Origin of the sequence: Paraburkholderia acidipaludis NBRC 101816 (assembly GCF_000684975.1) — a bacterium.
GTDB classification, from domain to species: Bacteria; Pseudomonadota; Gammaproteobacteria; order Burkholderiales; family Burkholderiaceae; genus Paraburkholderia; species Paraburkholderia acidipaludis.
Window position 1 is genome coordinate 1 of sequence record NZ_BAXZ01000023.1, and the last position, 21,553, is coordinate 21,553.

Below are 21,553 nucleotides of genomic sequence, written 5' to 3' on the forward strand. Positions count from 1 at the left end.
CGAACGCGTCCCGCGACGCGGCGGCCGGCGCGGGCGCGGCCTGACGGGCGTTGACTGAAGGCGTCGATTTCATGATCGCAGTGTCTCCTTTGTCTCTGCTTCAGATAGTCAGTGGCCCGTCTTGAGCTGGGCCCACAAACGGTTTTCAAGGCGCTGGATCTCGATCGGCAGCGACTTCAGCAGGGTCATCTTCTTGATGTCCTCTTCGGACGGGTAGAGGCTCGCGTCTTGGGCGACGGCCGGCGTCACGAACGGACGAGCGGCGGCGTCGGCCGTGGGATAGAACACTTCGTTCGTGATCTGCGCGTTGACCTTCGGATCTTCGATGTAGTTGATCCACTTCATCGCGGCTTGCGGATGCGGGGCGTCCTTCGGCACGGCCATCATGTCGAACCACAGCACGCCGCCTTCCTTCACGTTCGAGAAACGGATGGTGTACGGACGCTTCGATTCCTCGGCGCGGCGGCGCGCGATGCCGACGTCGCCCGAGTACGCCACGGCCACGCAGACGTCGTTGTTGGCGAGGTCGTTGATGTAGCCCGACGAATTGAACTGCGTGATGTACGGGCGAACTTTCTTCAGGACTTCGAACGCCGCCTGATAGTCGGCCGGGTTCGTGCTGTTCGGGTCCTTGTGCAGGTATTGCAGGGTCGCCGCGAACACGTCGGCGGGCTGGTCGAGGAACGAGACGCCGCAGCCCTTCAGCTTCGAGAGATATTGCGGATCGAACACGAGGGCCCAGCTGTCCACGGGCGCCTTGTCGCCGAGCACTTTCTTGACGGCCTGCTCGTTATAGGCGACACCGTCGATACCGTAGGCCCAGGGCACACCGTACTGATTGCCCGGGTCGCTATCGGCAATCATCTTCATGAGCGTCGGGTTCAGGTTCTTCAGATTCGGAATCTGCGATTTGTCGAGCTTCTGGTAGACGCCGGCCTGGATCTGCTTGGCCATGTAGTTCGACGAGGGCACGACGATGTCGTAGCCCGAGTTGCCCGCAAGCAGCTTGGCCTGCAGCGTGTCGTCGCTGTCGTAGTTGTCGTATTTGACCTTGATACCCGTTTGCTTTTCGAAGTCGGGGATCGTGTCCTTCGCAATGTAGTCGGACCAGTTATAGACGTTCAAGACGCCGTCGGCCGCCTCAGCAGGCTGGCTCGCGGCGACAGAAAGGCCCGCAAACAGGGTGGCTGCGGCCACAGTGGTCGCGCGACGAAGAGGGCAAAAGCTCATGCTGGTATTTCCTGAAGGTAATGATCGGGCGCCGCCGCCGCCCGTTGAGCAAACCGCACAGCAAACGGCGTAACAAAAAGAATTGGCCGTTCAGGCCGTGAATGAAGGCGAGGGTCGTGACGATCGCTTTCGTAGCGCGATCGTGAACGCGGACAACCGCACCGGCGCCGGATAGCAGCCGGGCACCGAGCTGGAAAACGTGTCGATCTCGCCGAACAGCAGATCGAAGAGGGCGATCGATCGCGCGTGATGCGAGAGATCGCGAAGAGGTGCGAAGCCGAATGTCTCGACTTGCACGAAATTGCTTGCAACCATTGTCTCCCACTCCTGTGGAATGCCCTGCCTGCACATGATGTGCGGCGCGGCGTGGAATTTTTTCATTGGGGCTGCTTTCGCCAGGCCTGATGCTGCCGCCACCCGCTGCTACCCGCTCAACACCGGCTCGTCCTCGTCGGCGCTCGCTATCGTGATCGACCTCGCGACCACCCGATCGGGCCGATGGCGGGCATCGGTGCTTTGTCCATACACGTCGAGCAGATCTTCGACAAACGCGTCGACAATCGGCCTTGCCGCCGCGCTACGCCTCATGACGAGATGCAGCGGCACGTCGAAGCTGAACTCCGCCTTGCCGAGTGCCCGGATGAGCCCTCTTTGCTCGAACGGGGCCGCGTGATGGGCAGGGAGGTAGCCGACGTAGCCGCCCGACATGATCAGGATCGTCGCTGCCTCGATGCTGTCCGCGTGCGCCGTCACGCGGCGCTCCGTGAACCCCGTTTGTTCCTCCGGTATCGGGTAGCTGCGCCATACCCAATTGCGGCTCCTCAGGTCGTCCGCGGTGATCGGCGCTTGCGCGTGAAAGAGCGGATGCCCGCGACCGCAGTAAATGACCTGTCTTTCGGTGAAGAGCGGTTGGTAGACGAGCCCGGGCGCACGATGCCAGAAGTAGCCGATAGCGAGATCCAACTGGCGATTGATGAGCCCTTCCTCCAGCTCCTGAGGCGACTTCACCTTCATCGAAATGCTCACCGCCTGGTCGCGCTGCTGGAATGCGCCTATGGCTTCGGCCACCCGCGTGTTCTCGACGAGCGGCGCATGGCCGATCAGGCCGATCGACAGCGTGCCCACCAGCTTGCGGTCGATCTCGCGCACGCGCGCCACGAATTCGCTCGTGGCGCTCATCAGCTCGCGAGCCGTCGCGGCAAAGCGCTCGCCCTTCGAGGTCAGCCGAAAGCCGCCGCGTCCCCGTTCGCAAAGCTTGAAGCCCACCCGCGCTTCGAGCACGGAGAGCTGCGTGCTGATCGTCGACTGACGCACGCCGAGCGACGCTTCGGCCGCCGTGATGCCGCGGGCGTCCACGACTGCCAGGAACACACGGATCAGTCGCAAATCGAGGTCGGAGGTATTCGAAAACATCGTGATGCATCCTGCAATTCGGACTGCCTGGCACCGCTCGACCGCGGCGCGCAGGCCGTCGGTCGCTTACATCGGAAAGCCCATGGACTTCAGCCCGTTGATCCATGCGCGCTTCCAGCCGCCTTCCGCATCCGCGCCGTCGAACGCGTGGAAGGTGATCTTGGCGCCTATCCAGCGGAACGGCTCTGGCGGAATCCACGTCGGACTCTGGTTGGCGATATCGAGCTTGCGTTCGGGACTACTGCGATCGAAGAGGATGTTCAGGCCCATGAAGGCGCCGAACCGGCTTGCGGCCACGCCGAAGCCCGTGTAGCCCGCGACGAACACGCCCTTGCCGTCCAGGTAGCGCTTCGCGAAGACCGAACCGCGCGAGCAATAATCGATCGGCCCGCCCCACGCATGCGAAAAGCGCACGTCGGCGAGCTGCGGAAACGTCTTGTAGAACGCCTGCGCGAGCCGCGCATACGTTTCGCGCTGGCGATCCTGCTGCGGATCCGGATTGCCGTCGAAGTGATAGCTCACGAGTCCGCCGAAGATGATGCTGTTGGTGCGGGTCAGGCGGAAATAGTTGAGCTGGGTGCGCGTGTCGTAGATGCCCTGGCGATTCGTCCAGCCGATGCGCGCGAGCTGCTCGTCGGTGAGCGGCTCCGTGGCCAGCACATGGTCGCGCACCTGCATCACGCGGCGGTTGATATCGGGCACGCCGACTTTCGCCGTGCCGCTGCCGAACAGCACGCGCGGGGCGCGCACGCCGCCTTCAGGCGTCCTCACGTACACCGTGCTGCCCTCGTCGGCGACCGTCACGAGCGGCGTGTGCTCGTAAAGGCGAACGCCCAGCGAGAGCGCCGCGCGCTTGAGCCCCCATGCGAGCTTCGCGGGGTGCACGATGCCGCTGCGATTGCGCGACCACAGCGCGCCGGCGAAGAGCGGCGAGTCGAGCTGCTCCCGGGTTGCTTCGCGGCCGAGCAGCACCACGTCGTGTCCGTGGCTCTTGTGAAGCTCGTAGTCGGCGCGCAGATGGCCCAGATGATCGGGATCGACGGCCACGGTCATTTCGCCGTTCCATTCGATGTCCGCATCGATGCCGTAGCGCTTGAGCGTGGCCTCGAAGCCGTCGAGGTTATGCTGGCCGAACTGTTCGAGCTGGTCGATGTCGTTGGGAAACACGCGTACCGCGTTGGGCAGGCCATGCATCACCGAAGTGGAGATGATGCCGCCGGCGCGCCCCGAGGCGCCGTGCGCCACGAGGTTCGCCTCGATCACCACGACGTCCAGTTCGGGCATCAACTCTTTCGCTTGCACCGCTGCCCACAGGCCCGTGAAGCCGCCGCCGATGATGAGCAGGTCCGCCTTCGTTTCGCCGCTCAGTTCCGGTTCGGCGGAGGGTGCCGCGGGATTGTCGAGCCAATACGGGGAGAGCTTCGCGTTCGCAAGCGCGGCTTCGACGTCCGGCGTCACCGGCGCGTGCCGGTCCCGGGCGGCCATCTTCGCCGCCGTTCTCCTCTCCATGATTTCACTCATGATCTTTCTGATAGTGGCGCGCCGCGGCGCGACGTTACGCGCGTTCGAGCACGACGTAGAACTTCTTGGCGTCTTCGAGCGTTTCCCAGCGGCCCGCGAAGCCGGCGGGCAGCAGGTAGCCCTGGCCGGCGCGGAATTCCTTGCGGTTGCCGGCAACATCGGTCAGTGCAATGCGGCCCTCGGTCAGCCAGACCGCTTCGTCGGCCGCCGTTTCGGGGAAGTCGACGGAACCGACCTTGCCTTCCCACCAGCCGGCCACGTAGTTGCGGCTTTCGCCCGCCGCGCCGCGCCAGTCGATTTCGTCCATGCCGAATTCCAGCCTGGTGAATTCGCCTTCACCCGCGCCCAGCAACACGATGTCTTGAATCAGCTTGCTCATTTTTATGTCTCGCTCAACCGTCGATAAGGTAAGCAGGAAGTTATCGATTCCGGCTTGCCCGGTATGCCCCGGATTCGGGGGGGGCAAACTTGCTTTTATCGCGGGGGGCCCCCGCTTTCGGCGCGGCGGTCCAACCGCGCAAAAGGCGCTGCTATACTGGCGGCAACTGCCACAGGTAGAACGGCATGCTGCTAAATACTTCCCCCTCCAGTAAAAACACCGACCCGCTTCCCGTCACGTTCAAGTCGATGGGCGATATGGTCGAGGTCATCGGGACACCTGACTTCGTGCCCCAATTGGCCAGGTTTCTCAACAGCGTGATTCCGATCGACGTCGCGCACGTGGAGCGCTCGCGCGTGGACGATACGATGCCGTCGGGGTATCGCTGCGAATGGATCGGCAGCAGCGGTATCGAAAGGGCCGACACGGAGATTTCGGAGGTCATGACGCTCTACTACGAGCGCTTCCAGGCTAACGATCCCCTTTTCGCGGGCATACGCGGCAAGATTGGCACCTTGCTTGTGGTGCGCGACATCGAAGCGATTCCGCCAGGCGAATTCCGCAAGCGCATTTACGACGATGTTTCGATCGGGCACGAATGCGTGCTGGCCCGCGGCACGCGCTTTGCCCAGCTTTCGATTGCGCTCGAGCGGTCGCTGGACCGCCCGTCCTTTTCGCTGGAAGAGATGCGGCAGTTTCGTTGCGTGAGCGACTTTCTCTTTCCCGCGCTGGAGTTGCACGCGTCCACCACGGCGGCACGGCTCGTTGCGCAGAGAAAATCGACCGACGTTCCCCTAACCCGCTTCGACGCCATGGTCGCAGCCGGCGGCATTCGTCTGTCGAAACGCGAATACGAGGCTTGCAAGCACTTCATCTCCGGCAAGACCTTGCCCGAAACCGCGGAAATCCTCGGCGTGCGGCACGCTTCGGTGGAGTCCTATGCGAAGCGTGCGTTTGCGAAACTCGGTGTCGGCAACAAGCGCGAACTCGTGGCGCGGGTGACTGCCGCCTGCGAGCAGGGCGGCATTCGCGCTACCGCGGGCCACACCCAGCCCGACACGATCTCAGGGTAATCCCGCGCTTTCGCGGAAAAGACGCGGTGTTTACATCGATAACTTCGATGTAAACACCGCGTCTTTCGAATTTTTGCGCGCACGTTCTCCACTTATCATCGGCTCGATCGTTTTCACCGATGAGGAGACAGTCGCCATGACGCGCGAATTCAACCAGCCGCTCGGCGGCAACGACATGCCGCGCTTTGGCGGTATCGCCACGATGATGCGGCTGCCGCACGCCGCCACCACCGAAGGGCTCGATGCCTGCTTCGTTGGCGTGCCGCTCGATATCGGCACCTCGAACCGTCCCGGCGCCCGTTTCGGCCCGCGCCAGATCCGTACGGAGTCCGTATTGCTGCGTCCATACAACATGGCGACGCGCGCGGCGCCGTTCGATTCGCTGCAGGTGGCCGATATCGGCGACGTCGCCACCAATCCCTATGACCTCAAGGACTCGATTCGCCTGATCGAAGCCGCTTACGATCGCATTGTCGCCAACGGCTGCCGCCCCATCACGCTCGGCGGCGACCACACGATCGCGTGGCCGATCCTGCGTGCGCTGCACAAGAAGTACGGCAAGGTCGCCGTCGTGCACGTGGACGCGCACGCCGACGTCAACGACACGATGTTCGGCGAGAAGATCGCTCACGGCACGCCGTTTCGCCGCGCCGTGGAAGACGGGCTGCTGCAATGCGACAAGGTCACGCAAATCGGTCTGCGCGGCACCGGCTATCACGCCGACGACTTCGACTGGTGCCGCGCGCAAGGCTTCACGGTAGTGCAGGCCGAGGCCTGCTGGAACCGTTCGCTGGTACCGCTCATGGAAGAGGTGCGCGCGCGCGTGGGCGACACACCCGTTTATCTGAGCTTCGACATCGACGGGCTCGATCCCGCCTTCGCGCCGGGTACGGGCACGCCCGAGGTAGCCGGCCTGACCGTGCAGCAAGGTCTGGAGATCTTGCGCGGCATGAAGGGGCTCAATGTCGTCGGCGCGGATCTCGTGGAAGTCTCGCCGCCCTACGACCAGGCTGGCACGACAGTGCTCGTGGGCGCGAATCTCGCCTACGAGATGCTCTGCGTGATGCCGGGCGTTCACTATCGTTGAGGGCGCACACGATGAACAGGACAGAATGGTTTGACGGCGGCGCCGGCGAGTTGCCCGTGCTGCCTGCCGCCCGTATTGCCGGGCGTGCCGTGCATGCGAGCGGCACCGAGGGCCGCAGCGCGATCTGCAACGCTTCCACCGGCGCCACGATAGGCTGGCAGGAGAGCGCGCTCGCCGCGCAGATCGACGAAGCCGTGCGCGCGGCGAGCGAGGCCTTCGTCGGCTGGCGTGACACCACGCCGGCGCAGCGCGGTGCAATCCTGCACAAGGTCGCCGATCTGGTCGAGGCCCGGCGCGACGAACTGGCCGTGCTGCAGATGCGCGTGAGCGGCAAGCCTCCCGCGGAGGCCTCGACCGACGTGAGCGACGTAGCGGCGACTTTTGCCTGGTACGCCGAACTGTGTACGCAAGCTGCCGCGTTCCACGCCGAGCCGGTGCCGCTCCCGGGCGCCGAGGTGGCGGCGGAGCGCTTTCACGATCCCGTCGGCGTGGCCGCGCTGATCGTACCGTGGAACTTTCCGATGGTGACGACGGCGTGGAAGCTGGCTCCCGCGCTCGCGGCCGGCTGCGCGGTCGTGCTCAAGCCGTCGGAGCTGACCTCGCCCACGGAACACGCGCTCGTGGACCTGCTCGCCGAAGCCGGCGTGCCCGGGGGCGTGCTCAATGTCGTGAACGGCGGCGCCGAGGTGGGCGCGCTGCTTACGCGGCACCCGCTCATCGACAAGATTTCGTTCACCGGCAGCACGGCCGCCGGCAAGCATGTGATGCGCGCCGCAGCGGAGGACATGAAGCGCGTGACGCTCGAACTGGGCGGCAAGTCTGCATTGATCGTGCGCGAGGATGCCGATGTCGATCTGGCTGTCTCGCTCGCGGTAGGCGGCGCGTTCGCGAACGCCGGGCAGATGTGCTCGGCCACCGCGCGCATTCTCGTGCACGACAGTCTGTACCGCAAGTTCATGGCGGCATTCGAAACGGCTGTGACCGCGCTCGTGGTCGCGCCGCCTGGAACCCAGGGGGCGGGAATGGGGCCGCTCATTTCGGCGGCGCAGCGCGCGCGCGTTCAGTCGCTCGTCGAGGCCGGCATCCGCGGCGGCGCGCAGGTCGCATTCCGCGGGCAAGACAGGGAGGATGCCGACGACGGCTTTTTCATGGCGCCCGTGGTGATTGCCGAACCGGCGGCCGACAACGTTCTGTGGACCGAAGAGATTTTCGGCCCCGTTGCGTGCGTCAAGTCGTTTCGCACCGATGCCGATGCCATTGCGCTCGCCAACGACACGCGCTATGGGCTGGTGGCCACGGTCGTCACGCGTAGCGAAGCCATGGCGCAACGCTATCGGCGCGCCGTGCGCGTGGGGCTCGTGTGGGTGAATACGCCGCAGCTCATCTATCCGCAGGTGTCGTGGGGCGGATTTGGCCTGAGCGGCATAGGGCGCGAATTGGGTCTTGCGGGCTTGCGCAGCTTCCAGGAGCTGCGGCACGCCATTCAGGTCTCGGTATCCTGAAGTTCAGGATTGCACATCGGTGCGTTACGCGGTGCGCCATGTGTCGCGTGTGCCGGTCCCGCCATGACGGGGACCGGCACACGAATCACACCCCTCAAACGAGCCCGGTCGCGTAGTACACGGCGATCACGAAGAAAACGGCAAGCGTCTTGATGATCGTGACTGCGAAGATGTCACGATACGACTCGCGGTGCGTGAGCCCCGTCACGGCGAGCAGCGTGATGACGGCGCCGTTGTGCGGGAGCGTATCCATGCCGCCGCTGGCCATGGCCACCACGCGGTGCAGCACTTCCAGCGGAATGTGCATGGTCTGCGCGGTCTTGATGAAAGTGTCCGACATGGCGGCGAGCGCGATGCTCATGCCGCCCGACGCCGATCCGGTGATGCCCGCGAGCGCCGATACCGAAACGGCCGCGTTGACGAGCGGATTCGGAATGGCCTTGAGCGCGTTGGCGACCACGAGAAAGCCCGGCAGCGCCGCGATCACGCCGCCGAAGCCATATTCGGAAGCCGTATTGAGCGTGGCGAGCAGCGCGCCTGCCACGGCGGTCCTGGTGCCGGCCGCAAAGCGCTCCTTCACGCGGCCGAACGCCGTCACGATGACGAGCAGGACGCCGAGCAGCAGCGCACCTTCCACGGCCCAGATTGCGACCACGCTCTTCACGGGCACGCTCACGGGCGTGTGGACGCCCGGCAGCACGTCGGGCGAGACGGTGTAGCTTGCGCCGTACCACTGCGGAATGAGCTTGGTGAGCACGAAGTTGGCCACGCCCACGAGCACGAGCGGTGCGATGGCGAGCACGGGATTCGGCAGATTGGCCGTCTGCACGTGCTCCGGCTCGTTCACGAGCGAGGTGCCGTAGCCTTCGCCCTTCGCCATGGCCGCACGGCGGCGCCACTCGAGATAGGCGAGACCCACCACGATGATGAAGAGCGAGCCGATGGTGCCGAGCACGGGCGCGGCCCAGGCGGTGGTCTTGAAGAACGTGGTGGGGATGATGTTCTGGATCTGCGGCGTGCCGGGCAGCGAGTCCATCGTGAACGTAAAGGCGCCGAGCGCGATCGCGCCGGGCATCAGCCGCTTCGGAATGTTGCTCTGGCGATAGAGTTCGGCCGCGAACGGGTAGACGGCGAACACCACGACGAAAAGCGACACGCCGCCGTAGGTCAGCAGCGCGCACACGGCAACGATCACGGCATTGGCGCGCGAGCGGCCGATGTACCGGATTGCGGCCGCAACGATCGCCTCGGAAAAGCCCGAGAGTTCGATGACCTTGCCGAAGACGGCGCCGAGCAGGAACACCGGGAAGTAGAGCTTCACGAAGCCGACCATCTTGTCCATGAAGATGCCCGAAAAGACGGGCGCGACGGCGGCGGGATCGGTCAGCAGAACGGCGCCCATCGCGGCGATGGGGGCGAAGAGAATGACGCTGTAGCCGCGGTAGGCCACCAGCATCAGGAACGCCAGGGCGGCGATCACAATTACAAAGGACATCTTGTCTCCAGGGGTTTGTTTGTGCGCGCGTGGTCTGCGCATCGTGCGATCGCGCGGCGGTTGTGCGCGACGCCGGCTTTACGCACGAAGTATGCCAGTTGAAGAACAGCCTTGCTGCTGGCGGGTCAGCGGTGTGTCGCCGGGTTCCGGCGGGGTGCTGAACCGCCTCGGCAGCTTCGCGTGGCGCCTCAGCGTCCCAAATTTGAGATGCGAATTGAGGCGCGAGAGCAAATCGTAGCCGACCACCATTGCCGGCAGCACGCGCATGCCTTTGTGTGCTTGCCTGCGCTGCGATCTCGCTTCTGGGATAATGCGTCCCGGAAATGAGAATCAAGGCCTGAGCCAGGCCCGCACCCCACGGAATACCGGATGGAACTTAAACCTCCCGCGCTGCTCGCCGACTACGACCACGTGAGACGGCTGGCGATGCAGTCGCTCTTCAAGACACTCGAAAATTTCAGCGAAGGGACCGTGATCGTCGACCGCAATGCGCGGGTCGTCTGGATCAACCGGCATTACGCTGCGCGTTTCGGTTTCGACGATCCGCAGGCCGTCATCGGCCTCGACTGCGAGACCGTCATTCCGAACAGCATGATGCGCGAGGTCGTGCAGACCGGCGAGCCGATCCTGCTCGACATTCTCGAAACCGATCGCGACTCTATCGTCGTCACGCGCCTGCCGATCAAGGGCGACGACGGCGAGACGATCGGCGCGGTGGGTTTCGTCCTGTTCAACGAGATCAAGGGGCTGTCGCCGCTCGTGAGCCAGTACGCGCGCCTGCGCGCCGAGCTGATCAGCACGCGGCACTCGCTCGCGCAGGTGCGCCGCCCCAAGTACAGCTTTTCGAGCCTCATTGGCACGAGCGCGGTCAGCCTGGAGGTCAAGCGGCAGGCGCGGCGCGCCGCGCGCCTCGCCTCTCCGGTCCTGCTGCTGGGCGAGACGGGCACCGGCAAGGAACTGCTGGCCCACGCGATCCATGGCGCCTCGGGGCGTGCCGACGGGCCGCTCGTGACGGTCAACGTCGCGGCCATTCCCGACACCCTGCTGGAGCTGGAATTCTTCGGCGCCGAAGCGGGTGCATATACGGGCGCCGACCGCAAGGGGCGCATCGGCAAGTTCGAGCTGGCGAGCGGCGGCACGCTCTTTCTCGACGAAATCGGCGACATGCCGTTCGCGCTGCAGGGCAAGCTGCTGCGCGTGCTGCAGGAGCAGGAGTTCGAGCCGCTCGGCTCGAACCGCATCGTTCGCGCCGACGTGCGCATCATCGCCGCGACTTCGGCCGACCTGCCCGCGCTCGTGGCGCAGGGCAAGTTTCGCGCGGACCTCTATTACCGCCTCAACGTGCTGACGATCCGCGTGCCGCCGCTGCGCGAGCGCCTGATCGACATCGAGGCCATTGCTTGCGCGATCCTCGACAAGCTCACCGTGGAGACCGGCGCGGGGCGCCTCGAACTGGAGCGCGACGCGCTGGCGCTGCTGTGTTCGTATGCATGGCCTGGCAACGTGCGCGAACTGCGCAATACGCTGGAGCGTGCCGTGCTGTTTTCGGAAAGCGAGCGCATTGATGGCCGTTCGCTTGCGAGCTTCATCGGCGATGGGGGCGCGCAGGGCGGCGGTGGGACCGAAGCCACGCATGGCGCGAGCGGAGGCATCGAAGCGTCGAACTACAGCGACGCGATGCGCGAGTTCGAGCGGCGCTTCCTGGCCGATGCCCTGCGTGCGGCAGACGGCCATGTGGCGCAGGCCGCCGCGCGAATCGGCATGGCGCGCGCAACACTCTACCGGCGTATCGTCGCGCTCGGCATTGAAATCTGATCGCGCTCGGCCGGGCTAAACCCTGCTCGCGGGCGGCGCCCGCCGCTGCGCGAAAACGAGCAACCTGCGCTCCGGGAGATGATTGGCACGCCGAAACCCTTGTCCTGATTGAGGTTGGCCGGCTGGCTGCCAGGCTTGCAATGCGAGTTGAGGAATGCGAGCTTTTACTTATATTCTGATGTCGTCGATTGGCCAGGGCATGGGGCCTTTGCCGTATTACGTGAGAACGACGATGACTGATTACATCAAGAGCATGAAGCTCAATCACTTGAGCTTTCCTTCGGCCGATACGGTTGCCACGGCCGCCTTCTTCGAACGCTACCTGGGCTTCACGATCTCGGGAACATGGGAGCGTTCATATATCCTCAAGCGCCCGGGCTTCGACGTGGTGATCGACCACACGGAAGGCGATGCGCCCGTATGGCCTCGCGCCTTCCATGCCGGGTTCGAGCTGCCGAGCTTCGAAGCAGTTCAACAGTTGTACGAACGATTCAGGGGAGAGGGCGTGGAGATGGAGACCGGGGTGTTCAACAATGGACGCGGTTCGCGCTTCTTCTGCCGGGCGCCGGGCGGCGTGATGTTCGAGATCAACACGAGACGGGACGCCGCGCCGGAATATCGCGGCACGTTCGAGGAGTGATATCCGGGGCTGAAGTTTTTACAAAAGCATAGCCGGGCCGGCAGGGGTGGGGATCCGGCGGCCCGGTCCCGGTTGGGCCCTGTAGACTTGCAGGTACTGCCATGCGCTGGTACGCGATTTGCTTTGAAGCGCTGTTTCAGTGCAAGATTGAAGGTCGTGCCGCGCCGGCCCACCAGCATTCCGACCTTCCTCGCCCCGAACCGATAGACTGATCGGCATGGTCCGCGCGATTCGGGCCCGACTGCGCGGCCCCACCTGCGAGATTTCAATGAAAAGGCTATTCCTCGTTTTCGTGCTGCTGGTCTCGCTGGCGCCCGCCGCGCCGGTGCTGGCCGAGAGCGCCGTCGACCAGTCCGATCCGCAGGCGCTCATCAAGACCGCGACCCAGCAAGTGCTGGACGAGGTGCGGACACAGGCGATCGCCCCGGACGACATCGCCCGCATCCGCAGCATCGTGGACCGCGATATCCTGCCCTACGTGGACTTCCGCCGCACCACGCGGCTTTCGATGGGGCACTACTGGCGCACGGCCACCCCGGAGCAGCAGGAGCAACTCGTCACGCAGTTCCAGTTGCTGCTGATCCACCTGTATTCGGGCGCGCTCGCGCAACTCACGCCCGACCAGCAGATCGAATATCTGCCGATGCGCACCGCGCCCGGCGACACCGACGCCGTCGTGCGCACACTGGCGCAAACGAGCGGCAAGCCCGTCGAGATCGACTACCGGCTGTACAAGACCCCCCAGGGCTGGCGGCTCTACGACCTGAACGTGCTGGGTGCGTGGCTCATCCAGACCTACCGGCAGCAGTTCAGCGAGAAGATCCAGGAAGGCGGCATCGACGGCCTGATCCAGTTCCTCGCCTCGCGCAACCAGGAACTTTCCCCGGGCAAGTCATGAGCCTCCATGATCCCGCAGACGGTCCGCCGGGCCGCCCCATGAAATCGCCTCGCTACGACATGAATTTTCCCTTGCCGCCGCATGGCCGGCGCAACCGTGTTTTTCCGCCCAGCTCGCCCACGCTGCACGGCCTCGCGTCCGTGATCACCGGCGTGGTCGTGGTTTGCGGGCTGTATTTCGGGCGGGAAGTGCTGATACCCATCACGCTTTCGGTCCTGTTGAGCTTCCTGCTCGCGCCGCTCGTGACGGCGCTGCGCCGCCTGCATCTCGGGCAATTCCTGTCGATCTTCCTCGCGGTGCTCGCCACGGTGCTCGCCCTCGCCGGCACCGGCGCGCTGATCACCGCGCAGATCGTCCAGCTTGCCGCCGATCTCCCGCAATACCAGGAGGCGATCGAACAGAAAGTGGAAACGGTCCACGAAAAGACCGTGGGCCGCGCCGACAGCCTCATGACGCGCACCGCGGCCGCACTGCAGCGCATCACGCCCACGCCGCCGCCCGCGCCGCCGCCGCCGCGCGGCCGGGCCGCGCGCAACGCGCCCGCGGTGCCGATGCCCGTCGAGGTTCACACGCCCGCGCCTACGCCGTTGCAACTCGCGCAGCGGGCGCTGTCGCCTGTCATCGGGCCGCTCGAAACCGGCTTCATCGTGCTGGTGGTGACGATCTTCATCCTGCTGCAGCGCGAGGATCTGCGCGACCGGCTGATCAGCGTGTTCGGCTCGGAGGATCTGCATCGCACCACGACGGCCATCAACGACGCCTCCCAGCGTCTGTCGCGCTACTTCGTCGCGCAACTGGGCGTGAACGTTTCGGTGGGGGCGGTCATTGCCATCGGGCTCGCGGGCATCGGCGTGCCGGGCGCCTTGCTGTTCGCGGCCATGGCCGCGCTGTTGCGCTTCGTGCCGTATATCGGCATCTGGATCGCGGCGGTACTTGCCACTATCCTGGCCGCCGCCATCCAGCCGCAATGGACGATGGCCGTGTCGACGCTGATCCTTTTCATCGTCGTCGACGTGGTGGCCGGGCAGTTCGCGGAGCCGATGCTCTACGGGCGCCGCTCGGGGCTCTCGCCGCTGGCGGTGGTGGTGGCGGCGATCTTCTGGACGTGGCTCTGGGGCCCCGTCGGGCTCGTGCTTTCCACGCCGCTCACGCTATGCATCGTCACGCTCGGCCGCTACGTGGACCGGCTCAACTTCCTGACCATCCTGCTGGGCGACCAGCCCGCGCTCACGCCGGCGCAGACCTGCTATCAGCGTCTGCTCGCCGACGACCCGCACGAGGCGCTGCTGCAGGCGGACCGGCTGCTCACGGAGATGCCGCTGATCGACTACTACGAGCAGGTCGTGTTCGAGGGGCTGCGTTTCGCGCGCAACGACGCATTGCGCGGCGTGCTGCCTGCCGAGCAGTTGGCGCGGATCAACCAGGCACTGCTTGATATTGTCGAGGACCTCGAATCCGTGGACGACTCGCGCCATTTTCCGCCGGAAGGGCCGGGCATCGAAAGCGCCGCGCCGGCGCGTGGCGAGGGCCACCCCGTGCTGTGCGTGCCGGGCCGCGGGGCGTTCGACGACGTCGTCGCGGCCATCGTCTCGCAACTGCTCGCGCGGCGCGGCGTGCCATGCGTGACGACGAGCTACGAGCAGGTGCGCAGCACGCGCGCGGGCATGGTGGATCCGGACGCCACGCCCGTAATCTGCGTGGTGTCGCTCGACACGCCGGAGGCGCCGCCCTATCTGCGCAACCTTGTGCGACGGCTGCGCGAGCGGACTGCGCGTGCGCAGATTCTTGTGGGCGTGGGCACGCTGCGGCGCGAGGAGGGACCCGTCATCGTCGACGATCCGGGGGCGCGCCTCGCGGCGACATTGCGCGATCTCGTGGAGGAATGCGCGGTGGGGCAGGTGAGCTAGGCCGGGGCGGCCAGAGTGCGCTGACAAAAGTATCACTGCGGTATCACTGCGGCATCACTGCGGCATCACCGCGAGACCAAAACCAGTCAAACTTGCAAGGTAAACTTGCAAGTTTGACTGGTTTGCGGCATGCTTTCATGCATCCCTTGCCAAACCGTTCCGGAAATCATGCGTACCAAGGCATTCGACGAGGCCGCTCTCGAGCTCATGCAAACGATCGGTCTGGTCGTGCGGCGTACCCGCAGCGAAGCGCATGCGGACGAACTCTCCATGACGGAGGCCGTCGTCATGTCGCGCCTTGCCAACGAAGGCCCGGCCACGACGGCGGCGCTGGCGCGCGCCGAGGGCATGAGGCCGCAGTCGATGGGAACGACCATCGCGGCCCTGGAAGAATTGGGTCTAGTCGGGCGCACGCCGCACGAGACCGATGGCCGCCAGATGCTGATCGAGCTGACACCGAAAGGCCTGCAGTTGCGCAAGAAGACTCGCGAGGCCAAGCAGGTATGGCTTTCGGAGGCGATCGCGGAACTCACTGCGGACGAGCGCGAGACGCTCTTCAAGGCCGCCGCGATCATGCGCCGGATAGCCGGGTCGTGAGCGGGGCAGGCAAGCGGGCCGGCGAAGTCGACTGGGCGGTCTGGAAGGTGGCGATGGTCGCCACGATCGGGCCGTTCATGGCGCAGCTCGATTCGACGGTCGTCAACGTCTCGCTCTCCACCATCGCCCGCGTTTTCGACTCGCCCGTTGCAACCGTGCAGTGGATCGTGAGCGGCTATCTGCTGGCCATGACGCTCATGCTGCCGCTCAACGGCTGGCTGGTCGATCGCATTGGCGCAAAGCGGCTCTACATGATCTGCTTTTCGATGTTTACCGTGGCGTCGGTGCTGTGCGGCGCATCGCGAACCGTCGGGGAACTGATCGGAGCGCGGGTATTCCAGGGGCTCATCGGCGGCATTCTGGCGCCCATGACGCAGATGATGATCGCGCGGGCGGCGGGGAAAAACATGGCGCGCGTCATGGGCTACACGAGCCTGCCCATACTGCTCGCGCCCATTGTGGGTCCGGTCGTGGCCGGCGCCATCCTGGCGCGGGCCACATGGTCCTGGCTCTTCTATCTGAACGTGCCGGTCGGCCTGCTGGGCGTCGTGCTGGCGGCGTCGCTGCTCCCCGGCGATAGCGGCGCCTTGCAGAAGCGTCCGTTCGATTTCGCGGGCTTCGCGCTGATCTCGCCGGGCCTCGTCGCGCTCATTTATGGCTTGCAGAATGCTTCGCATCCCGAAGGATTACAGATCCTGTTCGCCGGTGCGGCGCTGCTGGCGGGATTCCTGTGGCATTCGACGCGCAAGGGCGGCACGGCGCTGATCGACGTGCGGGTCTTCGCGGACCGGATTTTCTCCATTGCGGCGTTCACGCAGTTCTTTGCCAACGCCATCCTGTATGGCCGTCAGCTTGCCGTGCCGCTGTACCTGATAGCGGGCTGCGGGCTGGTTGCCTCGCAGGCGGGATGGCTCGTTGCCGTGACGGGCGTGGGCATGATGTGCTCGTTTCCCGCAATCGGATTCCTGAGCGACAGATTCGGCGGCCGTGCGGTCGCGGCGAGCGGCGCGTTGCTGGCTCTGCTCGGCACGGTCGCGTTCGTGTGGATGGCCGGGCATGGTTTTTCGGCGGTGTGGGCCGTGATCGGCCTGTTCGCGGCGGGGGTGGGACAGGGCACGATCAGCATACCGGCCATATCGGCCGCGTATGCCTCGATTCCCAAAGCGCGGATTCCCGTGGCGAACACGGCATTGAATATCGCGCAACGGCTGGGCGGCCCGGTCGCGACCACCTTGTTGGCCGTGGTCGTCTCGCTGGCGACGCAGCACTCGGGCGGCCTGCGTTCGGAGTCCTACCTTCCGGTTTTCGTGGTGCTCGCCGTTCTGCATCTGCTGGCATTCGGTGCGGCACTGCTATTACCGGGGCGAATCCGGCGCGCGGCGCAGGCCTGAGAAGAGGATCGAGCATCGCGGGCCGTAACACGAAATTTTTGTGACATTCATGCGTTCGTCACATTTCTCCCCGATCATACGCGGCCCTGTGCCCCTTGGTTGCGGCATGACTGTTACTGGGAGACGACCCGATGTTGAGCCCGCACGAATTTGCCACGCTGATGCTGGTCCGTCATTCGCCGGACCAGATCGACATGAATCGCACCGAACTCGGCACCCTGCTCGAGCGCCGTCTGGTTTCGTTCGAATCGCGCTCGGGCGACGACCTTCGCCTGTCGCTGACGAGAGCGGGCCGCATGCTGCTGGAGGCCGTGGGCCGGCTCGATGCAGCCTGGCCTCGCGCGAGCGAAGTCGCCGCGCTCGACCGTTTCGCCGCGGGCCTTTGAGCGGCTACGCGGTAGTGGAATCGCCTTCGCCGCGGCTTGCGGCGCCAAGCCGCGCGAAATCGAGGATCGCGATCTCCCCGGACTTCAGGGCCACGATGCCCCGACTCTCCAGTTTCTTGAGCAACTGGTTGGTGGTTTGCCGCGACAGCGACACCATCGAGGCGAGACGCTCCTGCGAAAGCCGGATGCGTTCGCCGCGCTCGTGCAGGCCGCCGTAGCCGCCGGCGATGGAGAGCAGCCGTCTCGCGAGCCGCTGCGCGGCGGGCAGCAGCGTCATGTCCTCGGTGTTCGCGAACGAGAGGCGCAACCGCTGCGCCATCAGCAGTGCGAAGTTGCGCCAATACGCGGGCGTCGTTTCCAGCAGGGTGAGCAGCGCCGCTTCGGGCACGTGCATCAGCAGGGTGCGGCCGGCGGCCGTGGCGTCGTGCGGACGCGGCAAGCCGTCGAACAGCGAAACTTCGCCGATCCAGGCCGTCGGGCCGAGCACGGCGAGAAGTGCCTCCTTGCCGTCCGCCCCGACGGTGCCGATGGCCAGCCCGCCATCCAGCACCGCATAGAGCCCGTTCGAGCGGTCGCCGTAGCGATAGAGCCGTTGCCCCTTGTCGAGCGCCATGAGCGAGCCGTGGGCGATCAGCCAGTCCTTGAGCTCGGCCGGCAGGCCGTGGAACCAGCCGGTCGTTTCCAGTTGCGGGCGGTAGCGTTGCGGCGCGTTCATTGATGAAGCCTCGCCGCGAGCCTGCGCATGCCCGAAAAGATCGCCTCGGCGATATCCTCGGGAAAATCGGCCGGAATTTGTGCCGAAGCGGCTTCGATGACGCGGGGCGCGTCCGTCGCCACGCGCGCGATCATCTGCTCGATTTCCGCGGCGGCGAACCCCACTCGCTGTCCTTGGGCGATCCAGTGCCGGGGAGCGATCTCGTCGATGCGGTAGTGGCGGTTCCGCCCGCGCACCGCCATCGCGAGACTGACGCGCTGCGGAGCGATATGGTTGCGGCCGCGTCCCACAATGGGGTGGGCCGAAAGAATGTCGTAGAGCGGCGTCGAGGCATACCGCCCGCCCGAGAGCAGGGCGATGCTGAAATTCTTGGCGTGGCCGTCGGTTGCCGCGAGCAGCCAGAATACGATCTGCGAGAGGAAGAAGTTGCGGCGGTCGTCCTCTGCGCGCGCGGACCCGGCGAGCACCGCCATCACTCCGTCGATGCCGGGGCCGCCGTCGGCCTCGTACTTGTCGAGCCCGGGCGTGCCCGTTGCCTGACACATGTCTTCCTGAGGAAGCCTGACGATCCAGCGGCTGTCGCTTGCCATGCGCCGGTCGAATCGCTCGACCACGAGCGCCTTGGCGTCGTCGAAACGGGCGATGTCGCAATGCGCGACGGGCAGGCCGAAGGCGGCAATGATCTTCGAGCACAGCCATTCGTTTTCCACCGACGTGCGCATGTCGGCGCGCATGTTGCCCACGAGGCCGAGCGGCAGCTTCAGGATGTGGGTGGTGGGCGTGCTGCCCTCGGGCAGCAGCCATTGACCGCCGTGGCGAAGCAGCGCGGTCTTTTCCTGGGCGCCGGCAATGGAGAGGCGCAGGTTGTCCGCGGATTCGTGCTCGCCCGCGTGCGGGGTAGCCGTGGTTTCCTTGAGGAGCGCCGCAATGTCGGACTCGCCGAGCGGACGCCCCTTGATGCGCGTGAGCCCCGTGGGCTCTTCTCCGGCGGGGAGTATCTGCAGCGCGCCCACGCAGTCGCGCCCCAGCGCCGCGAGCAGTTCGAAAGGGGAGGTCCCGCTGGTCCGGTAGCGGACGGCGATCCGCCTGCGGATCCGGTCGCTGTCCGGCAGCAGGTTGTCGAAGTAGTCGGAGACGATCCGGCCCCGGTAGGGCTGATTGCCGGGCGTGAAGGGCAGCGAGAGGGAGAGCGGGCGGCCCTGCTCGTCGCCGATCCAGCTGTCCAGATACACGAGACGCTCGGCGCCGCGGACGTTTTCCCAGTACCCGACCGGCAGTCCGTTCATCCACAGGTCGAGGCGGTTCGCCGGGCGGCGCGTGCTCACCAGTCCTCCCGTTTCTTGCCGGGCGGGTGTTGCGCGCCGCTGCCGGCAGCCGGCGGGTTGCGGCGCTTGCGCGAGGCGGACGACGCCGTTTTCGCGGGTGCGGGCCGGCTGGCGGCGTTGGGCTGCGATGCGGCGCCGGCCTCTTTCCGGCCGGCGCGAGCCTGCATGCGGGCAGGCGGCGCGGCGGGACCGAGCGATGGCGCGAATGGTTCGGAGGATTCGGATGGTTCAGGCGCGCCGAGCTTGAACGCGACGTCGAACTGCCTCAGCACGCGAAAGAGCCGCTCGACGCTTGCCGTTTCCGGATTCGCTTCGAAGGCGGCGTAGCTCTGCTGCGAGATGCCGAGACGCCGGGCGATGGCCTCCTGGGTGAGGCCGGCCTCCTTGCGGAAGCCCACGAGGATCGGGCGCAACTGGCTGAGGGTCTTGATCGGATAGTCCACGGGGATCTCCAGGGCGCGGGGATCGCTATCCGGATGATACAGCCTGCAGGCTGTAAATTCAAAATACAACGTATGAACTGTAAATTGAAAATACAGGGTTTAGGCTGTAAAGCCGGATTGCCGATTTCCGGCCGGCGTTGCCGGGCGGGGCACCCGCATCCGTTCGCGGCGCTCCGACCGTAAGGCTATTGCACCTGTTGCGCCTCGCGCGCGTCGTCGCGGGGGCTGTCGGCCGCCACGGCCGCGCCCCGGTGCGCATCCCACTGCCAGCCGCCGCCCAGATTCTTGATCAGCGCCACGCTGCTTTGCACCAGCTGCGCCTGCGTATCCTTCAGGTTCTGTTCGGCCTGCAGCAGCGTAAGCCGCTGTGTCAGCAGGCCTGCCTCGCTGGCCGTGCCGGCGCTCATCTGCGCCTCAACGCTCACGAACAGCGCCTGATTGCGCTGGTAGATGTTCGCGTAGGCCGTTTCCTGCTGTGCGAGATGGTTCCACGAGGACAGGCTGTCCTCGACGTTCTGGAACGCGCCCAGCACGGCCTGCCGGTAGTTGGCCACCGCCTCGTCGTAGCTCGCCTGTGCTTCGTGCACGGCGGCCGTGCGCGCGCCGCCGTCGAAGATCGTCGCGGCGAGGTCCGGGCCGAGCGTCCACACGCGGCTTGGCAGCGAGAACAGATGCGCGAACGTGTTGTGCTCGAAGCCGCCCTGCGCGCTCAGGTCCAGCACCGGGAAAAACGCGGCTTCGGCCACGCCGATTTTCGCGTTGGCCGCCTCTGCCGAGCGCTCGGCGCTCACCACGTCGGGCCGCCGCTCCAGCAGCTGCGACGGCAGCGAGAGCGGCACCGTCGGCGTGCCGAACGCGTAATCCTGCTGCGGCGCGAGCGTGAAGCTCGCGGGCGGCACGCCGATCAGCATGGCAATGGCGTGCTCGTCCTGCTCGCGCGAGGTCTCGGTGGTTTGCAGTTCGGCCACCACGAGTTCGAGCGCGTCCTGCGCGGCGAGCACGTCGTCGTTCGAAGCCGTGCCCTGGGAATAGGCCGACCGCGTGATGTCGAGCAGGCGCGCCTCGATGTCCCGCTGCGCCTTGAGCGAGGCGATGTCGATATCGGCCTGGCGCAGCGCGAAGTAGTCGTCCACGACGCTCGCGGCGATCGAGAGGCGCTCGCCCGCGAGCTGGGCGTCCGAGGCCTGCGCGCTGGCCTTGCTCGATTCGATCTCGCGGCGTATCTGTCCCCACAGGTCGGGTTCCCAGCTCGCGGCGACGTTTGCGCTCACGGTGTTGTGCACGCCCACGATCGTGCTGCCCGTCGTCGGGCTCACGCCGCTCGTGGCGGCACCTGGGCCCGTGCCGCTGCGCGCGCCCGAGAGCCCCGCCGTGACCACCGGGAAGAGGCTCGCCACGCTGGCGTCGACGGTGGCCTGCGCGAGCCGGTAGGCGGCCTCGGCCGCGACGATCGACTGGTTGGCCTTGAGCGACCGCTCGACGAGCTGGGTCAGCTTCGGGTCGTTATAAACGGTCCACCAACTGCTCGAGAGCGACGCCTGCGGATTCGCCTCGGCGCGCTGCCAGTTCACACCTTCCTTGAAGGTGGCCGGGATCTCGGTCGCGGGCTTATGGTAGTCCGGGCCGACGGCGCAGCCCGCGAGCCACAGGAGCGCGAGCGCGGCCGCGCAGCGGCGCCGCATGGGACGCGCGGGACGCGGGGAAAAAGACTGCGCGAAGAATGACGGCGTAGTCAT

At 65.8% G+C, this 21,553-nt stretch carries 20 protein-coding genes; 10 read left to right on the plus strand and 10 right to left on the minus strand.

Annotated elements, in window-relative coordinates:
* Positions 1 to 108: 108 nt before the first annotated feature.
* The 5 genes from BAC01S_RS23150 to BAC01S_RS23170 form a co-directional block, all read right to left on the minus strand.
* Positions 109 to 1,230: a polyamine ABC transporter substrate-binding protein gene (locus tag BAC01S_RS23150; protein ID WP_027796898.1), complete on the minus strand. Its 1,122-nt coding sequence runs from the start codon at positions 1,228 to 1,230 to the stop codon at positions 109 to 111.
* 90 nt (positions 1,231 to 1,320) lie between these two features.
* Complete coding sequence (locus BAC01S_RS23155; RefSeq protein ID WP_156954517.1) at positions 1,321 to 1,647, minus strand: hypothetical protein; 327 nt, start codon at positions 1,645 to 1,647, stop codon at positions 1,321 to 1,323.
* Positions 1,648 to 1,653: 6 nt separating this feature from the next.
* A complete protein-coding gene (locus BAC01S_RS32325) occupies positions 1,654 to 2,643 on the minus strand; it encodes a LysR family transcriptional regulator (RefSeq protein ID WP_084168795.1) in 990 nt (329 codons plus the stop codon).
* Positions 2,644 to 2,709: 66 nt separating this feature from the next.
* Positions 2,710 to 4,128: an NAD(P)/FAD-dependent oxidoreductase gene (locus BAC01S_RS23165; protein WP_245616663.1), complete on the minus strand. Its 1,419-nt coding sequence runs from the start codon at positions 4,126 to 4,128 to the stop codon at positions 2,710 to 2,712.
* 70 nt (positions 4,129 to 4,198) lie between these two features.
* A complete protein-coding gene (locus BAC01S_RS23170; RefSeq protein ID WP_027796901.1) occupies positions 4,199 to 4,543 on the minus strand; it encodes a cupin domain-containing protein in 345 nt (114 codons plus the stop codon).
* A gap of 185 nt (positions 4,544 to 4,728) precedes the next feature.
* On the opposite strand from BAC01S_RS23170, the gene BAC01S_RS32330 reads away from it, so the two are divergent.
* The 3 genes from BAC01S_RS32330 to BAC01S_RS23185 all read left to right on the plus strand — a co-directional run bounded on the left by BAC01S_RS32330 (position 4,729) and on the right by BAC01S_RS23185 (position 8,205).
* Positions 4,729 to 5,616, plus strand: coding sequence for a helix-turn-helix transcriptional regulator (locus BAC01S_RS32330; RefSeq protein WP_084168797.1), 888 nt, complete (start codon positions 4,729 to 4,731; stop codon positions 5,614 to 5,616).
* 136 nt (positions 5,617 to 5,752) lie between these two features.
* The gene (gene speB / locus BAC01S_RS23180) at positions 5,753 to 6,703 is read left to right on the plus strand and encodes an agmatinase (RefSeq protein WP_027796902.1); all 951 of its coding nucleotides are present in this window, start codon (positions 5,753 to 5,755) and stop codon (positions 6,701 to 6,703) included.
* An 11-nt stretch (positions 6,704 to 6,714) separates the two neighbouring features.
* The gene (locus BAC01S_RS23185) at positions 6,715 to 8,205 is read left to right on the plus strand and encodes an aldehyde dehydrogenase family protein (RefSeq protein WP_043203396.1); all 1,491 of its coding nucleotides are present in this window, start codon (positions 6,715 to 6,717) and stop codon (positions 8,203 to 8,205) included.
* A 94-nt stretch (positions 8,206 to 8,299) separates the two neighbouring features.
* Here BAC01S_RS23185 and BAC01S_RS23190 read toward each other — a convergent pair whose 3' ends face one another.
* On the minus strand, positions 8,300 to 9,700 hold the full coding sequence (locus BAC01S_RS23190) for a GntP family permease (RefSeq protein ID WP_027796904.1): 1,401 nt from the start codon (positions 9,698 to 9,700) through the stop codon (positions 8,300 to 8,302).
* 369 nt (positions 9,701 to 10,069) lie between these two features.
* On the opposite strand from BAC01S_RS23190, the gene BAC01S_RS23195 reads away from it, so the two are divergent.
* From BAC01S_RS23195 to BAC01S_RS23225, 7 genes are all read left to right on the plus strand, one after another.
* Positions 10,070 to 11,515 (plus strand): sigma-54 interaction domain-containing protein, encoded by a 1,446-nt coding sequence (locus BAC01S_RS23195; RefSeq protein ID WP_027796905.1) that lies wholly within the window; start codon positions 10,070 to 10,072, stop codon positions 11,513 to 11,515.
* 232 nt (positions 11,516 to 11,747) lie between these two features.
* Positions 11,748 to 12,155, plus strand: coding sequence for a VOC family protein (locus tag BAC01S_RS23200; RefSeq protein WP_027796906.1), 408 nt, complete (start codon positions 11,748 to 11,750; stop codon positions 12,153 to 12,155).
* Between the two features lie 268 nt (positions 12,156 to 12,423).
* Complete coding sequence (locus BAC01S_RS23205; RefSeq protein WP_027796907.1) at positions 12,424 to 13,053, plus strand: MlaC/ttg2D family ABC transporter substrate-binding protein; 630 nt, start codon at positions 12,424 to 12,426, stop codon at positions 13,051 to 13,053.
* Between the two features lie 59 nt (positions 13,054 to 13,112).
* The gene (locus tag BAC01S_RS32335; protein ID WP_043203440.1) at positions 13,113 to 14,960 is read left to right on the plus strand and encodes an AI-2E family transporter; all 1,848 of its coding nucleotides are present in this window, start codon (positions 13,113 to 13,115) and stop codon (positions 14,958 to 14,960) included.
* 168 nt (positions 14,961 to 15,128) lie between these two features.
* Positions 15,129 to 15,557 carry a MarR family winged helix-turn-helix transcriptional regulator gene (locus BAC01S_RS23215; protein WP_027796908.1) on the plus strand — a complete coding sequence of 143 codons (429 nt, stop codon included), beginning with the start codon at positions 15,129 to 15,131 and terminating at the stop codon, positions 15,555 to 15,557.
* Positions 15,554 to 16,948, plus strand: coding sequence for a DHA2 family efflux MFS transporter permease subunit (locus tag BAC01S_RS23220; protein WP_027796909.1), 1,395 nt, complete (start codon positions 15,554 to 15,556; stop codon positions 16,946 to 16,948). The genes BAC01S_RS23215 and BAC01S_RS23220 overlap by 4 nt, the downstream gene beginning before the upstream one ends.
* Positions 16,949 to 17,079: 131 nt before the next feature.
* Positions 17,080 to 17,334, plus strand: a complete 255-nt coding sequence (locus BAC01S_RS23225; RefSeq protein WP_027796910.1) for a hypothetical protein — start codon at positions 17,080 to 17,082, stop codon at positions 17,332 to 17,334.
* Between the two features lie 4 nt (positions 17,335 to 17,338).
* Here the strand turns inward: BAC01S_RS23225 and BAC01S_RS23230 are convergent, their stop codons facing one another.
* The 4 genes from BAC01S_RS23230 to BAC01S_RS32340 all read right to left on the minus strand — a co-directional run bounded on the left by BAC01S_RS23230 (position 17,339) and on the right by BAC01S_RS32340 (position 21,553).
* On the minus strand, positions 17,339 to 18,049 hold the full coding sequence (locus BAC01S_RS23230) for a Crp/Fnr family transcriptional regulator (RefSeq protein WP_027796911.1): 711 nt from the start codon (positions 18,047 to 18,049) through the stop codon (positions 17,339 to 17,341).
* The gene (locus BAC01S_RS23235) at positions 18,046 to 19,374 is read right to left on the minus strand and encodes a type II toxin-antitoxin system HipA family toxin (protein ID WP_027796912.1); all 1,329 of its coding nucleotides are present in this window, start codon (positions 19,372 to 19,374) and stop codon (positions 18,046 to 18,048) included. Before BAC01S_RS23235 ends, BAC01S_RS23230 begins: the two co-directional genes overlap by 4 nt.
* Entirely contained in the window at positions 19,371 to 19,817 is a 447-nt protein-coding gene (locus BAC01S_RS23240) for a helix-turn-helix transcriptional regulator (RefSeq protein ID WP_027796913.1), read from the minus strand. The genes BAC01S_RS23235 and BAC01S_RS23240 overlap by 4 nt, the downstream gene beginning before the upstream one ends.
* A 185-nt stretch (positions 19,818 to 20,002) precedes the next feature.
* Positions 20,003 to 21,553 (minus strand): efflux transporter outer membrane subunit, encoded by a 1,551-nt coding sequence (locus BAC01S_RS32340; protein ID WP_245616659.1) that lies wholly within the window; start codon positions 21,551 to 21,553, stop codon positions 20,003 to 20,005.

Excerpts from the sequence above, each read along its gene's own strand:
- BAC01S_RS23150 (WP_027796898.1), bottom strand. The coding sequence starts at position 1,230 with ATGAGCTTTTGCCCTCTTCGTCGCGCGACCACTGTGGCCGCAGCCACC.
- BAC01S_RS32325 (WP_084168795.1), bottom strand. The coding sequence starts at position 2,643 with ATGTTTTCGAATACCTCCGACCTCGATTTGCGACTGATCCGTGTGTTC.
- BAC01S_RS23165 (WP_245616663.1), bottom strand. The coding sequence starts at position 4,128 with ATGGCCGCCCGGGACCGGCACGCGCCGGTGACGCCGGACGTCGAAGCC.
- BAC01S_RS23170 (WP_027796901.1), bottom strand. The coding sequence starts at position 4,543 with ATGAGCAAGCTGATTCAAGACATCGTGTTGCTGGGCGCGGGTGAAGGC.
- BAC01S_RS32330 (WP_084168797.1), top strand. The coding sequence starts at position 4,729 with ATGCTGCTAAATACTTCCCCCTCCAGTAAAAACACCGACCCGCTTCCC.
- speB (WP_027796902.1), top strand. The coding sequence starts at position 5,753 with ATGACGCGCGAATTCAACCAGCCGCTCGGCGGCAACGACATGCCGCGC.
- BAC01S_RS23185 (WP_043203396.1), top strand. The coding sequence starts at position 6,715 with ATGAACAGGACAGAATGGTTTGACGGCGGCGCCGGCGAGTTGCCCGTG.
- BAC01S_RS23190 (WP_027796904.1), bottom strand. The coding sequence starts at position 9,700 with ATGTCCTTTGTAATTGTGATCGCCGCCCTGGCGTTCCTGATGCTGGTG.
- BAC01S_RS23195 (WP_027796905.1), top strand. The coding sequence starts at position 10,070 with ATGGAACTTAAACCTCCCGCGCTGCTCGCCGACTACGACCACGTGAGA.
- BAC01S_RS23200 (WP_027796906.1), top strand. The coding sequence starts at position 11,748 with ATGACTGATTACATCAAGAGCATGAAGCTCAATCACTTGAGCTTTCCT.
- BAC01S_RS23205 (WP_027796907.1), top strand. The coding sequence starts at position 12,424 with ATGAAAAGGCTATTCCTCGTTTTCGTGCTGCTGGTCTCGCTGGCGCCC.
- BAC01S_RS32335 (WP_043203440.1), top strand. The coding sequence starts at position 13,113 with ATGAATTTTCCCTTGCCGCCGCATGGCCGGCGCAACCGTGTTTTTCCG.
- BAC01S_RS23215 (WP_027796908.1), top strand. The coding sequence starts at position 15,129 with ATGCGTACCAAGGCATTCGACGAGGCCGCTCTCGAGCTCATGCAAACG.
- BAC01S_RS23225 (WP_027796910.1), top strand. The coding sequence starts at position 17,080 with ATGTTGAGCCCGCACGAATTTGCCACGCTGATGCTGGTCCGTCATTCG.
- BAC01S_RS23230 (WP_027796911.1), bottom strand. The coding sequence starts at position 18,049 with ATGAACGCGCCGCAACGCTACCGCCCGCAACTGGAAACGACCGGCTGG.
- BAC01S_RS32340 (WP_245616659.1), bottom strand. The coding sequence starts at position 21,553 with ATGACTACGCCGTCATTCTTCGCGCAGTCTTTTTCCCCGCGTCCCGCG.